10 protein-coding genes are annotated in these 14,937 nt (G+C 49.2%); 3 read left to right on the top strand and 7 right to left on the bottom strand.

All coding sequences use genetic code 11. The features are described 5' to 3' along the window. Positions 1 to 71: 71 nt before the first annotated feature. Both ACXAGR_RS18215 and ACXAGR_RS18210 read right to left on the bottom strand, forming a co-directional pair. Positions 72 to 665 (bottom strand): class I SAM-dependent methyltransferase, encoded by a 594-nt coding sequence (locus ACXAGR_RS18215; protein WP_474851773.1) that lies wholly within the window; start codon positions 663 to 665, stop codon positions 72 to 74. Between the two features lie 132 nt (positions 666 to 797). Next, a complete protein-coding gene (locus ACXAGR_RS18210) occupies positions 798 to 1,133 on the bottom strand; it encodes a DUF3718 domain-containing protein (protein WP_119500934.1) in 336 nt (111 codons plus the stop codon). A 294-nt stretch (positions 1,134 to 1,427) separates the two neighbouring features. Between ACXAGR_RS18210 and ACXAGR_RS18205 the strand changes: the two genes are divergently transcribed. Beyond that, positions 1,428 to 2,396 (top strand): ATP-binding protein, encoded by a 969-nt coding sequence (locus tag ACXAGR_RS18205; RefSeq protein ID WP_474851771.1) that lies wholly within the window; start codon positions 1,428 to 1,430, stop codon positions 2,394 to 2,396. Between the two features lie 190 nt (positions 2,397 to 2,586). Continuing rightward, on the top strand, positions 2,587 to 4,113 hold the full coding sequence (locus ACXAGR_RS18200; protein WP_474851769.1) for a DUF3369 domain-containing protein: 1,527 nt from the start codon (positions 2,587 to 2,589) through the stop codon (positions 4,111 to 4,113). 54 nt (positions 4,114 to 4,167) lie between these two features. On the opposite strand, the gene dnaJ is transcribed toward ACXAGR_RS18200, so the two are convergent. From dnaJ to grpE, 3 genes are all read right to left on the bottom strand, one after another. After that, positions 4,168 to 5,298 (bottom strand): molecular chaperone DnaJ, encoded by a 1,131-nt coding sequence (gene dnaJ / locus ACXAGR_RS18195; protein WP_119500929.1) that lies wholly within the window; start codon positions 5,296 to 5,298, stop codon positions 4,168 to 4,170. A 181-nt stretch (positions 5,299 to 5,479) separates the two neighbouring features. Beyond that, the gene (dnaK, locus tag ACXAGR_RS18190) at positions 5,480 to 7,408 is read right to left on the bottom strand and encodes a molecular chaperone DnaK (RefSeq protein WP_474851767.1); all 1,929 of its coding nucleotides are present in this window, start codon (positions 7,406 to 7,408) and stop codon (positions 5,480 to 5,482) included. A 110-nt stretch (positions 7,409 to 7,518) separates the two neighbouring features. After that, positions 7,519 to 8,133: a nucleotide exchange factor GrpE gene (gene grpE, locus ACXAGR_RS18185; protein WP_474851765.1), complete on the bottom strand. Its 615-nt coding sequence runs from the start codon at positions 8,131 to 8,133 to the stop codon at positions 7,519 to 7,521. Positions 8,134 to 8,368: 235 nt separating this feature from the next. Here grpE and ACXAGR_RS18180 point away from each other — a divergent pair, with 235 nt between their 5' ends. Continuing rightward, complete coding sequence (locus ACXAGR_RS18180) at positions 8,369 to 11,761, top strand: PAS domain-containing hybrid sensor histidine kinase/response regulator (RefSeq protein ID WP_474851763.1); 3,393 nt, start codon at positions 8,369 to 8,371, stop codon at positions 11,759 to 11,761. 55 nt (positions 11,762 to 11,816) lie between these two features. On the opposite strand, the gene ACXAGR_RS18175 is transcribed toward ACXAGR_RS18180, so the two are convergent. Both ACXAGR_RS18175 and ACXAGR_RS18170 read right to left on the bottom strand, forming a co-directional pair. Next, complete coding sequence (locus tag ACXAGR_RS18175; RefSeq protein ID WP_474852139.1) at positions 11,817 to 12,458, bottom strand: response regulator; 642 nt, start codon at positions 12,456 to 12,458, stop codon at positions 11,817 to 11,819. A 119-nt stretch (positions 12,459 to 12,577) separates the two neighbouring features. Continuing rightward, positions 12,578 to 14,899 (bottom strand): TonB-dependent receptor, encoded by a 2,322-nt coding sequence (locus tag ACXAGR_RS18170; RefSeq protein ID WP_303574594.1) that lies wholly within the window; start codon positions 14,897 to 14,899, stop codon positions 12,578 to 12,580. Positions 14,900 to 14,937 lie beyond the last annotated feature (38 nt).

The following is a 14,937-nucleotide window of genomic DNA, read 5'->3' as shown; positions in this document are numbered from 1 at the left end:
CAAGCCAAACCTGTCAACTTCTGTCAGTTTGGTTCAAATGCGAAAATTCGCTGTCATCGGAACTGTTTCTATTATTGCCTTTTGGCAACAATCAGCACATGTATTTGCGGATACTGGTCAAGTTCAGTATGCACGATGGTCAGTCCGGCTGACATCATGAGTTGAAGATTCCGGTTAATACCAATTGAACTGTAATAGAATGTATCATCCATCCAGCTGTCAGTATGTTCACCACAATCGTTGCCGCAAGTCAGCAGCAAGATCCCGCCTTCAGCAACATGTTTGCTCAGCTTAGCAATGACCTGCTCCTGGGCACTAAAAGGAAGATGGAAAAGGCTGTCCCAGGCAAGAATAAAATCATATTGCACTTCAGGCTTAAAGGTGCAGATATCCTGATGAATAAACGTGTGCTCAGGGTGTTGCGCTTTCGCCAGCGCTATCATTTCAGCAGACACATCCACACCGGTTACAGCAAGCCCCCGTTCCTCCATCAACCTCACCATTCTGCCGCCTGCACCGCAACCTGCATCAAGTGCAATGGTTCCCTCACCAAGGTAATCCAGTGCACGGGTTACAGCAGCTACACCATATTGAGAATGTTGATGACGTTCATGCCACCAGCGAGCGATACGATCGTACTTTTCACCGGTCTGACGGGGTTCCATAAAAGTGACGGAATTAAACGAATGATAGGGAGAGTAAACAGAATATAGGGAAGGAAGTCCAGATGTTTACCTCACCCCGCTCCGGCAATGCCGACATCCCTGCGGGGTAAGTAAACATAACGCAAAACCGGATTAATGACGGGGTTTTACACTCGCGATGTAGTTGTCAGCCACATATTTACCACTGGTGATAAAGGCATTAATGCTGTCAGGGTTGTCGCTGTATTGTGCAACAAATTCAACAATGGGCAGGCCATTACAGGTAACATTATTTTCAACATAGTGCTTAGTCAGACCAGCATCTTCCAGCGCATTTCGAAGCTTCAGTTTGCTGCCGGTTGCTGCGGTGACACAAATTTTTGACGTCACTGCTGTATCTGCAGGCGTCAGTTCAGGACTTGCGTTTGCCATACCCATTGCACCAAAAGACAAACCAACAACAGCCAGAGTTTTCGTAAATGCTTTCATAATTATTTCCTTTTCAATTATTAAGAGATTTAAGCGTTATGCTTGCTCTTACTATCGCAATGGAAGTGCCAACTTTTTTATCTATTTAAAATCAATAACTTAATTTTAAATGCTCTGATGATAGCAAAATGAGTGATTGTTTTAGCCAGCTCAAGTGGCCGTATTGACTAACAATTAGTGCTATTTACATTCATTCGAATAGAAGACCGGATGTGATGCCTCGATTGAACTTTAGGCTAGAACCGACATGCCCGGTTTGCTGAATGCTACCTGACGCCCCTGAATATCAACGCCATGCTCGATGTACCTATACGTCACCGTGGTAATATGATTGGAATAATATGCTGCGAACATCGCGGAAACCCGAGACAGTGGGATCCCGATGAAATTGTGTTTGCTGCGGCGTTGGCCGACTTATACGGCCGGGCAGTGAGTGCCAAGGAGCGGGCTGATTATGAGAATAAGCTCATTGAAGCTAATCAGACGCTGGAACAAAAAGTTAAGGATCGTACCGCAGAGCTTGAAGATACTCTGCGATCTCTGGAATCAGCACGGGAGAAACTGGTTCAGTCAGAAAAAATGGCAGCACTGGGGAATCTGGTGGCCGGCATTGCGCTTACTTCTGTCAGTAACTGTAAGGAAGAACTTGCCGGGATTTATAAGGATTTTGAATCCGGGGAACTGTCGGAAGAAGGCTTCAGAGATTTTAATGATATATGCAATGAAGGACTCAATCTGGCTGAATCCAGCCTCTTCCGGGCTGCCGACCTCGTACAGGACTTCAAACGTACCTCTGCCGACCAGACATCCATGGACGTGGAACGTTTATCTCCCGATGATTACATTCCCAGAGTATGCAATCCCCTGCGGCCTATGCTTAAAAAAGACAACATCCAACTTAAGCTGGATATTCACCCTGACACTATCATCATTACCAGTCCGGGTATTATTGCCCAGCTACTTACTAACTTACTTTCAAACGCACAACGACACGGATTTCACGGCTATAAAAATAACGGGGGCAATCTCATCACTGTGGGCTGCTATGGTGTGGATGACGGCGTCATCATCAGTGTCAGTGACAACGGCAAAGGCATTCCCGCCTCACTGCACAAAAAAGTGTTCGAGCCTTTCTACACCACTGCGCGGGATCAGGGTGGCACTGGTCTTGGTCGGAACATTTTAACAACCTTGTTATCCAAAAACTTCAGGGCGAAGTTGAACTCATCTCAGCACCTGACGAAGGCACCACATTCCGCTTGAAAATTCGCCAGGTGTCCGGTGAACTTGAGTCATAGATGACCATTTCGAATGAATATTACCGCTCCGGCACCATGAGCCACCTTCAGGCTGAGGCTGGCTTTTTAATAATTTGAAATTATCTGCCTGTTCACATTTGCGGTATCGCAGATTGTGAATTAAGTTTAAGCAACGCAAACTTTTTTAGTCGTATATGCCGTTATTTAAGAAGTCAGAGATTGCAGTCAAGAAATCGAAGCTCCCCCCCTGGAAAGTAGTCATTATTGACGATGAACGTGATGTGCATAAGGTCACGAAACTCACGCTGCAAAAATTTACCTTTGAGAACCGCAATCTCGAATTATTGTCGGCATACAGCGCTAAGGAAGGACTTGAACTCTTCAAAAATACGCCAGACATCGCGCTGGCTTTTGTCGACGTGGTCATGGAGACAGATGAAGCTGGTCTGAACCTTATCGACGCCATTCGCAATACACTTAAGAACCGTACGACACGTTTAGTTTTACGCACCGGGCAGCCGGGTCAGGCACCGGAAGAAGAAGTGATCAGCCGCTATGATATCAACGATTACAAGTCGAAAACCGAACTGACCTCTTCAAAACTGAAATCCTGTGTGTACACGGCTATCCGCTCCTACCGTGATATCCAGACTATTGAGGAAGGTAAACGGGGCATCGAAGGCGTGTTACAGTCTTCATCTTCAATTCTGGAAAGCCAGTCGCTGGGACAATTCGGCACCGCAGTGTTAAAACAAACCCTGACTCTGCTTAACCTGAATAACTCTGTACTGTATTTATCTGCCCAGCACACAGACTTGTACGGCCACACTAAAATGACCGTGCTCGGTGCCAGCGGTGATCTGGTGGGATTGAGTAAAGAAGGCGTTTCAGCAGAGATCCCGGATGAAATTGCGGAGAAAGTGAAAGAAGTACTGGAGAAGAAATCTCATTTCCAATCTGAAGAGCTGTTCATCGGCTACTACCCCACGGGCAAAGACAGCCATAATATTCTGTATGTGGAACTAAGCGAGCCGCTGAATAAGTTTCAGTTGAAAACGCTGGAAATGTTTGCCTCAAATGTGTCCGTCATTTTCCAGAACCTGATGCACAAAGAAGATATTCAGCATACCCAGAAAGAGCTGATTATGGTGCTCAGTGACGCCATAGAAATGCGCAGTAAAGAAACCGGCGGCCATGTTAAGCGTGTCATGCTGATGTCAGAGTTTTTGGCTGAAAAACTGTTCATGAGTGACGAGTTTATTGAAACCATCCGCTATGCTTCTGCCCTGCATGATGTGGGTAAAATCAGTATCCCGGAAACCATTCTGCACAAGCCCGGTAAACTGACTCCGGATGAATGGGAAATCATGAAAACCCACGCTGCGAAAGGCTACGAATTACTGGCAGGCTCCGACAAAATTGTCGCGAAGATGGGCGCTATCATTGCCAAAACTCACCATGAACGCTGGGATGGTGAAGGCTATCCGGAAGGACTGGCCGGTGACGATATTCCTATTGAAGGCCGTATCATGGCTATCGTTGATGTTGTCGATGCACTGTTATCAAAACGCTGCTACAAGCCGCCCTGGAGCACAGAAGATGTCAAAGCTTATTTGACTGAAAATGCCGGTAAGCAATTCGACCCTATCATCACACATGTCATGCTGGAGCATTTTGAGCAGATTCAGGAAATCCGCGCACAAGCTCCGGACGAGGAATAACATCAGGCACAAAAAAGCCCTCATACGAGGGCTTTTATAATGCTTTGGATTTGATTAGTTAGTCAGGTCGTCGAAGAATTTCTTCACGCCGTCAAAGAAACCTTTTTCCTTCGGTCGGTGCTTCGCAGAATCACCGCCCATAGAGTCGTCCAGTTCCTGCAGCAATTCTTTTTGTCTTGCAGACAGGTTAACCGGGGTCTCAACCACTACCTTACACATCAGATCGCCGGTCACGCCGCTTCTTACCGACTTAACGCCTTTTCCGCGCAGACGGAACATACGGCCGGTTTGGGTTTCCGGACTCACTTTCAGCTTCACTTTACCGTCAAGTGTAGGTACTTGCAGCTCGCCGCCCAGGGCAGCGGTTGTGAAGCTAAGTGGTACTTCACAGTACAGGTTGTTACCGTCACGCTGGAAGATATCATGCTCGCGTACGTGCACCTGAACATACAAATCACCTGCCGGTGCGCCGTTCTCCCCTGCTTCACCTTCGCCGGTTAAGCGGATGCGGTCACCGGTATCAACGCCTGCCGGAATTTTAACCGACAAGGTTTTCGTTTTTTCTTTGCGACCATGACCATGACAAGCATTACAAGGGTCGGAAATAATTTTGCCCCGCCCGGAACACGTCGGACAGGTTTGCTGGACAGCAAAGAACCCCTGACGCATTTGTACCTGACCGTTACCATGACAGGTTGGACACGTAGTGGGCGAAGTACCTTTTTTCGCACCGGAGCCATGACACGAATCACATTCCACCAGCGTAGGTACGCGGATTTCAACTTCTTTACCACGCACCGCTTCTTCAAGCGATAACTCCAGATTGTAACGTAAATCAGCTCCCTGACGTGCGCGGGACTGACGTCCACCGCGGCCACCACCAAAGATATCGCCGAATACATCACCGAAGATGTCACCAAAGTCTGCGCCACCGCCGAAGCCTGCACCACCACGATTCGGATCCACACCGGCATGACCGTACTGATCATACGCAGCGCGTTTCTGCGAATCGGTCAGAACCTCATAGGCTTCCTGGATTTCCTTAAATTTTTCTTCCAGTGCTTTATCGCCCTGTGTGCGATCGGGGTGATATTTCATAGCCAGCTTTTTATACGCCTTCTTAATATCGCGTTCGCCAGCACCTTTATCTACACCCAGCACTTCGTAGTAGTCACGTTTCGACATATCGCTTACTTTTCCTACTCGTTACATCAAGCACCCGGTTCAAGTTGTCTTAAACCACACACTTTTAAATCATCCGGCACTGAGCCGGTCTTTACACGACAAAGGCGCAACAAGAACTTCCTGCTGCGCCCGGCTTGTACAGCACTCCGGCACAAAGTACCGGAGACACACTGACTACAGCTTATTTTTTGTCGTCTTTCACTTCTTCAAATTCAGCGTCAACAACGTCATCTTCCGCTTTCTTACCGGAAGCTTGCTGTTCAGCACCGGCATCTGCGCCGCCCGCTGCACCGGCTTGCGCCTGAGCTGCTTCCATCAGTTTAGAAGACGCCTGGATAAGCTCCTGCGTTTTCGCTTCGATTTCAGCTTTGTCTTCGCCTTTCGCGGCGGTTTCCAGCGCTGAAATAGCAGCTTCGATTGGTGCTTTGTCGTCGGCACTTAATGCATCGCCAACTTCATCAAGCTGCTTACGGGTAGCGTGAATCATACCGTCAGCCTGGTTGCGGGCCTGGATCAGTTCTTCAAACTTCGCATCAGACTCTTTGTTTGCTTCTGCATCAGCAACCATTTTTTCGATTTCATCATCGCTCAGACCAGAAGATGCTTTGATGGTGATCTTCTGCTCTTTACCAGTATCTTTGTCTTTCGCAGACACATGCAGAATACCGTCAGCATCCAGGTCGAAAGTTACTTCGATTTGCGGTGTTCCGCGTGACGCAGGACGGATACCTTCAAGGTTGAACTGACCTAACGACTTGTTACCGGCAGCTTGCTTACGCTCACCTTGCAGTACGTGTACTGTTACCGCAGACTGGTTATCTTCCGCCGTTGAGAAGGTTTGCGATTTCTTAGTAGGAATCGTAGTGTTCTTCTCAATCAGTGACGTCATTACGCCACCCATGGTTTCAATACCCAGAGACAGAGGCGTTACGTCAAGCAGCAGTACGTCTTTCACGTCACCGGACAATACACCGCCCTGGATAGCCGCACCAACAGCAACTGCTTCGTCAGGGTTCACGTCTTTACGTGGCTCTTTACCGAAGAAATCAGTTACGTACTTCTGAACCAGAGGCATACGCGTCTGACCACCAACCAGAATGATATCGTGGATATCAGATACTGACAGGTCAGCATCAGCCAGCGCCTGCTTAACAGGATTCAGCGAGTCTTTCACCATGTCTTCAACCAGAGATTCCAGTTTCGCACGGGTCAGTTTGATCGCTAAGTGCTTGGGACCTGTCGAATCAGCAGTGATGTACGGCAGGTTAACTTCTGTTTGCTGTGAAGAAGACAGTTCAATTTTCGCTTTTTCACCGGCTTCTTTCAGACGTTGCATGGCCAGCGGATCTTTACGCAGGTCAATACCCTGATCTTTCTTGAATTCGTCTACCAGGTAAGTAATTACACGGTTATCGAAGTCTTCACCACCTAAGTGAGTATCACCGTTGGTTGCCAGCACTTCAAACGTGTGCTCGCCGTCAACTTCATCGATTTCGATGATAGAGATATCGAACGTACCACCACCTAAGTCGTAAACCGCAACAACGTTATCGCCTTTCTTCTTGTCCATGCCGTAAGCAAGGGCAGCAGCAGTCGGCTCGTTGATAATACGTTTTACTTCCAGACCAGCGATACGGCCGGCGTCTTTAGTCGCCTGACGCTGAGAGTCGTTGAAGTATGCAGGTACTGTGATAACAGCACCGGTTACTTCTTCACCCAGGAAGTCTTCAGCAGTCTTCTTCATTTTCTTCAGCACTTCAGCTGAAATCTGAGGAGGCGCCATTTTTTCGCCTTTGGTCTCAACCCATGCATCACCATTGTCAGCTTTAACAATTTTGTAAGGCATGATGTCGATATCGCGCTGTACTTCTTTATCTTCGAAGCGGCGACCGATCAGACGCTTGATAGCGAATAAAGTATTTGTCGGGTTGGTTACTGCCTGACGCTTCGCAGACTGACCTACCAGAGTCTCACCATCGTTTGTGTAAGCGATGATTGAGGGGGTTGTGCGATCGCCTTCGGCGTTTTCAATTACGCGAGGTTTGTCGCCGTCTAGAACTGCGACACATGAATTCGTTGTACCTAAGTCGATACCAATGATTTTACCCATTACGTGTCTCCAAAATAAGAATCTTTAATTTCTGCATTATTAGTGGGGTTATTCCCGCACCATTTCAATAGTCGCCAGAAAAAATCTGTCGTTTTTGGCTTCCGCCCCGGTTAAGCCTGCGTATCAACGCCACCTTCAGGTGCACGGGACACCATCACCATGGCCGGACGAAGCAGGCGACCGTTAATTTGATACCCTTTCTGCATCACGGCCATAACGGTGTTCGGCGCATGATCTGCACTTTCCTGCATAGACATCGCCTGATGCAGTTCCGGGTTAAAACTTTCACCCTGTGGATCAATAGGTGTTAAACCGAATTTTTCAATTGTGCTGACGAAAGATTTCAGCGTCATATCCACGCCTTCAAGCAATGGCTTAACCGCATCATTTTCGCCGTCACCGGCCTGGATAGCACGTTCCAGATTATCGATAACCGGAAGCAGTTCACCGGCAAAACGCTCTAACGCGAATTTACGGGCTTTTTCCACTTCAGCTTCAGCACGACGGCGGGCATTTTCCATATCAGCACGGGCACGTAATACGCTGTCCTGTTGTTCTTTAATCTGCGCCTGAGCGTCAGATAAAGCCGTTTCCAGTTCGTAAACTTTTTGCTCGTGCTCAGAAACCGGTTGCGCCTCTGCAGCGTCTTCGTTAACTACTTCACCCTGAATCACTTCTGCGTCTTCAGGCTGTTTTTGATCCTGCACGTCGCGATCTTCGCTCATGCTATCCTCCCAACAATACTCATCTGCGGTGAATTTTTGCTTAGCGGCCTGCACAGGAAAGTCCGTGCCACAGGCTGCGTGAATGCGTTCAGTGGGGCTATTAATGGGGTTACTTACCCACCCTTCAAGGGTATCCATGAAAAATTTGTGGCTAAACCGCGATTTTTTTGTGATTTGCTTGCCAACGGGTTTGCTGTAGAGTTTGTTAACGAATTGTTTTCATCTCTTTCTGGTCATGTTTAGTATCTGGACTGTCGGCGTTATTACCGTGATTTATCTCACGTTTTTGTTTCTTGTTGCCTTCTGGGGAGACAAGCGTTTGCGCGACAATCAGCAGCATCCGGTGCTGTACAGTTTAGGGTTAGGCATTCACTGCACTTCCTGGGCATTTTTCGGCACAACCACTCAGGCGTCACAATTTGGCTGGGCACTGGTACCGACGTATGCCGGGATCATTGCCGGTATGGCTTTTCTTTTTCCGGTGCTGATAAAAATTTCCCGTTATTGCCAGAAGAATAATGTGACCTCACTGGCAGACTTCTTCGCCCTTCGCTTCAGGCATTCACACTTTCTGGCTGCCTCAGTCACCGTATTGTGTTTTACCGGCGTTATCCCGTACATCGCACTTCAACTCGATGCCATTTCAGCCAGCATCCGCCTGATTGCTTATGATGCGGAACAGGGAACCAATACGGTTGGCTTGTATGTCGCCGGACTCATGGCTCTGTTTGCCATTTTGTTCGGTACACGCACATTAAACCTTACCGATAAACATCCGGGGCTGGTGCTGACCATTGCCGTAGAATCGGTGGTGAAACTGGTGGGGCTTTCCATCGTCGGTATTTTTGTCTGCTATGGCCTGTTCAGCGGGCCTTTTGACTTAATCGCTCAGGCTGCCAGTCACCCCGTTGCCAGAGAAGTGCTGTACGCAGACAGCGCACCGCTTGTGTATGCCAGTCACGTCCTGCTGGGAGTTTGCTCACTCTTTGTCTTACCCAGACAATTTCATATGAATTTTGTTGAGTGTAACGGTGAAGGAGAAATGCGCACCGCACGCTGGCTGTTTCCTCTCTACCTGCTTGGCATGACGACGTTTATTCTGCCGGTTGCACTGGCCGGGCACGTGTTACTGGATACCTCAGTGGTAAAAACGGATGCCTTTGTACTGGCATTGCCATTACAGGCCGGCAATGCCGGTGTGGCGCTGGCCGCGCTGATAGGTGGTCTGTCAGCCACCACCAGTATGATTATCGTGGCAACCCTTGCCCTTGGCATCATGATATCCAACAACCTTATCACGCCTTTATGGCTGAAAATCCGCCTTAAAGATGATCCACATAACACCATGACGCCGTCGACCCTGCTGACAGTACGACGTTTAACCGTGCTGGTTGTGCTGTCAGTGGCGTACTGGTATCACGTCAACGTCAGCCAGTCGGCGCCACTGGTGAAAAGTGGTGTAATTGCTATCGCGTTACTCGGACAACTGCTGCCGGCAATGTTGTTAAGCCTGTACTGGAAAAAGACATCAAAGACAGCCGTCATTATTGCCATTTTCACCGGTTTTTGTTGCTGGTGCGCCTGGCTGCTCTACCCTTCTATTCTGTCGAGCTATTACTTTGAAAGTCCGCCGACTGAACTGGAGCTGGGCCGGAGTTTTATCATTAGCCTGTTTATTAACCTGGTCACCCTGGCCGGATTGTCTCTGCTTTTTAATCAGGGCAGCGCCAGGTCTGTTCAGGCACCGGATACAGGCGATATCGTCAGCGACAGTCACCCTGATCTCGCAATCAGATTAAGAGATCTGTTCCTGCTCACCGGCCGGGTACTGGAGCCATCGGTGCACCGCACGCTTAAAAGTCAGTTGTCCCATTCTTCTGCATATGCAGAAGGGTTTGCCAGTGCTGGTCTGTTGTCACGGGTAGAAAAATTACTGGCTGCTCAGATGGGCACACCGGGTGCCCGTATTCTGCTTTCAGCCATTGCGCAAAAGCGCGACGGCGAACTCAGTGACATCGTAGAATGGGTAGAAGAAGCTTCCCAGTCATTCCAGTTTAATCACGACATATTGCAGTCTTCGGTACAAAATATACAGCAAGGGATAAGCGTACTGGATCAGGATCTTTCCCTGCTGGCCTGGAACGACCGCTATACAGAGTTGTTTGGCTATCCACCGGGATTCCTGAAGGCCGGTATGCCGATCCAGTCCTTATTGCAGTACAACGCTGAGCGCGGCCTGCTGGGCAATCTTCCGGATGTCGAAACGGAAATAAGCAAACGTGTTACTTACATGGAAAACGGCAGCAGTTACCAGTATATCCGCAAGCAACCCGACGGGCGGGTTATTGAGCTTAACGGCAGCCCGTTGCCCCACGGTGGTTACGTGACTACCTACAGCGACATTACGGCCTATATACGCATTCAGGATGAACTGCGGGCAGCAAAAGAAGATCTTGAGGTTCGCGTAGCACAACGTACGGCTCAGCTTGAGCAGGCGAAGCAGGAAGCCGACCGGGCGAGCGAGAGTAAAACCCGCTTTCTGGCTGCTGCAGGTCACGATCTGATGCAACCTTTCAATGCTGCCACTCTGTTTGCCGGCATGTTGTCGCAGAAAACCGAAGGCACCGGACTGGCAAGTCTGTCACAGGGACTGGTGACATCACTGAACAGTGCCGAATCATTACTCTCTACTTTGCTGGATATGACCAAACTTGAGTCCGGAGTACTAGTCCCGCAAGTCACCGAATTTGCCCTCGACGACATGCTGTCACCGTTGGTGGATGAGTTTAAGGTTATTGCAGAACAAAAAGCGCTGTCACTCCGTTATATTCCCTCTGCACTGGTTGTGCGTTCAGACAAAAAACTGCTCCGGCGTATTATCCAGAATCTGATTTCAAACGCGATCCGTTACACCCCGGAAGGCAAAGTGCTGATTGGCGTCCGGCGACGGTCAGACAATCAGATTCAAATCAGGGTGTACGACACCGGAACCGGGATCCCTGCGGGTCAGCAAAAAGCGATTTTTAATGAATTTCATCAACTGGAACATTTACCCGGAAACCAGGGACTGGGCCTGGGGCTGACCATCGTTGAAAGGATCAGCCAGCTTCTCGGTCATCCTGTTGCGCTGGAATCGGAAATGGGTAAAGGAACGGTATTTACAGTGACATTGCCCCGTGGCGTAAGGGCACTGCAGAAAAGTAGTAATATGCTTGCAGCAGATATCAATCCAAACATGGCAAATACGGCAAACTGGCTGGCTGAAAAACACATTTTAGTGCTGGAAAACGATGATCAGATCATGACTGCGATGAAAACCCTGCTCACCGGCTGGGGCGCGACGGTCACCGGCAGTCAGTCATTGCAACAAGCCAGAGCCTTATGCCCTCAGGCGCCTGATGTGATGCTGGTTGATTTTCACCTGGATTACGGCGAAAAAGGCACAACATCGGCCGTTGCGTTAAAAGACTTCTGGCAAAAAAATGTACCCGGTATTCTCAATACAGCAAACCGGGAAGACGGTGTGAGAGACGAAGCGGCTGCAGCGGGTTTGCGCTATTTACCTAAGCCGGTAAAACCCGCTGCCTTAAAGCGCATGCTGAAAAAGCTTATCATCACAGACGGGTAAACCATAGTCAGCCTGACTGCGCGCTTTATAGTCACAATTACCTGATGTACCGACACTACTCCGCGCCGGTGAGTTGACGGAAAAGCACGCCGGCACGGGTACGGTTTATCACATTGAGTTTACGTAACACCGCCGAAGCATGTTGCTTCACCGTGGATTCGGAAATAGACAATTCCCAGGCAATCTGTTTATTCAGCAAGCCATCTGCCATCATTTTCAGAACTGTAAACTGATGCGGTGTGAGTTGAGCCAGCCGCTCTGCAAATTCTGCCTGAGCGGCGTCTTCATGAGAGGCTAATTCAGCCTCCAGCCCGTCCGGCAACCACTGACCACCGTCCAGCACCTGACTGACGGCACCGGCAATTAACGGCAGTGGCGTTGATTTGGGAATATAGCCGCTGGCACCCAGGTCAATGGCTTTGCGAATAAGAGCCGGTTTGTCTTCGGCTGACACCATCACCACCAGCACATCGGGGAATGTGGTGCGAAGTTCACTCAACCCTGTGAGTCCGTCGTTACCGGGCATGTGAATGTCCAGGAACACCAGTTCAATACTGTCATCCCGGATCAGAGCATCCCTGGCTTCACTGAATGTTGAGGCCTCAATCACAGATTCACCGGTAATACCGGCCAGCGCCTGACGCATGGCGGCACGGAATAACGGGTGATCATCAGCTATCAGTACATTGGCCTGCATGGGTAAATCCGTTTGAGTCATATTCATGAATTACTTTGACGAAGTCTGCCTCCGGGTTCAAGTCATCCAACACAAAAAGGCGGCCCTTGCCGCCTTTCAGAGTTTACACACAATCAGAGTCAGAACCGGTAGCCTACAGTAAGTTGTACTGTGCGCGGATCACCATAATAGCCAATCAGCGTGGTGTCGTTACCCAGACCGGGACCGTAACTGCCATCCTCATTACGGGTGACAAAGTCATAACCGCCAACCAGATATTCTTCGTCAGTCAGGTTTTTCACATGCAGACCACCGTACCAGTTACCTTCCATGCTTTCCCAGCTTACGCCAAGGTTGACCATACCGTACGCGTCCTGCTCAATAAGGTCGCTGGTTTCAAACAGCAGATAGTCATCACGGTAGTAATAGTTTGCGTTGAAAATGAAATCACCCATGCTGGTTTGCAATAAATAGTTTGCACCGAAATTCAGGGTGTTTTCCGGTGTGCTTGCCAGTCCGATTAGCGGCGGCGTAGCGTTATTTTCTTTAATTTCAAAATCGATAAAACCGTAGGCCAGATCAAACTTCAGTGCCTCATTCACCACGTAAGTCATCTCCAACTCAATACCCGAGGCGGCAGTTTCAGCGGCGTTTCTCAGACGCTGAAGCAATGCTGTGGGATCATCGGAGTTACCTTCAATACCAATATACTGACGATCTTTATGGTTGTAGCTGAACGCCGTGGCATTGACGCGGAACTGACTGGTTACATCACTTTTCACGCCCAGTTCAAACGAGTCCACTACTTCCGGTGATACACCGGGTTCATTGATTGTCGCGCGGGGGTTAAACGTACCGGACTTAAAGCCCTGAGAATAACTGGCGAAGAACATGGTGTCCCTGGTGTACTGATATTCTACCCCTACCCGCGGCGTAAAACGTGACCAGCTTTCTGTTGCCGGCGCATCAAGCACGCCGTCGCCGTCGGAATCGCTGCCCAGCACCTGCGGCATAGTCAGACCGTCAGGACGGACATAACCGTCAATCCAGCCGGATTCAGGATACAGATTAAACAATACCGTGCCGTTATTTACCGTTGCCTGTTTTTCTTCGTCGGTATAACGGGCCCCCAGAGACAGAGAGAGTTTATCGGTAATATCGTAATTTAACTGGGTATACGCCGCCCAGCTTTCACTGTTATTACAACCGGACACTTCACGGGTGAAACCCGGCGTACCTTCAGGGAAGATGCCAAGCGCCGCGTAGTCCCGCCCCAGCACACCAAGTACCGCATCAAATACGCCGCAGGATTCACCGTCATAATAATACAGGCCGCTTACAAGGCTGAACGCACTGCCGGTATAGTTCGCCTGAATTTCGTGAGTATCGTTAGAGTCATCGTAAATGGCCGGTACGTCAAAAATATCCAGCTGAGTATTATCAAAATCGATATTGGTATCAGAAAAACTTTCGCGGTGGGAGCCGATATATTTCAGCTCCAGATTTTCATTCACATTGTATCTGGCGAGCCAGCTGAAGCCTTCCAGTTCAACATAGTTGTCTGTAGGCATGCTGGTGTAAGAGTCGAAAACAGAATCCGGTTGCGGTGCGTCGGTACGTAAGCTTGGCAGTAACCGGTAACCCCCTTTAGCATTTGAATCATCTTCGGTTTTATCCCAGCCGAACCGTAGGAACAGGTTATCAGACGGATGAATTTCCAGGGTCAGTCTGGCAGCCCACAGATCTTTGTTGTAGTTTTCTGTATCCTGACCATCCAGTGCAGAGATCAGGAACTCACCGTAACCATCGCGGTTCAGGTTTGCATAACCCACACCCAGGTAAACTTTGTCTTCAATCAGCGGCATCTGACCGGTTAATTTCATGTCACGGCGGCTGTAATTGCCCAGTGTCACCTCAGCGTTAAACTGAGGTTCACCGGTCATTTCTTTCGTAACATATTTCACCGCACCACCAATGGTGTTCTTACCGTACAATGTGCCCTGCGGCCCCCGCAGCACTTCAATTCGCTGTACATCAAGTAAATCCAGCACCGCGCCCTGTGGCCGTGCCATATACACATCATCAATGTAAATCCCAACACCGGGCTCATAACCCCAAAGCGGATCCTGCTGACCCAGCCCGCGGATAAATGCTGTTAAGGTAGAGTTGGTACCGCGGCTGGTTTGCATGGTGGTATTCGGTGAGAACTGCTGAATTTCCGTCAGCACGCTGATGCCCTTTTCCGTTAATTCAGTTGCACCGATTGAAGTGATAGCAACAGGCGTTTCCTGTAATGACTCTACCGTTTTACGGGCCGTCACCTCAATGCGCTCTAATTTGCCTCTGCTTTCATCGTTGTTTTGCTGCGCAAAAGCAGTCTGACTGCTTAAGCATGCGGCAGTGACCGCCACTGCACTTAGCGTGCGGGTAAAGCGGTTAACGGGTTTCTGTGCGTTTATCATGATGTGTCCCTTTTGTTATCTGTTTCAACTATTCGGCA

This window comes from Alteromonas sp. ABH4_457 (assembly GCF_056160625.1).
Note: the sequence above shows the minus strand (reverse complement) of the source record. Positions and strands in the feature narration are given on the sequence as shown.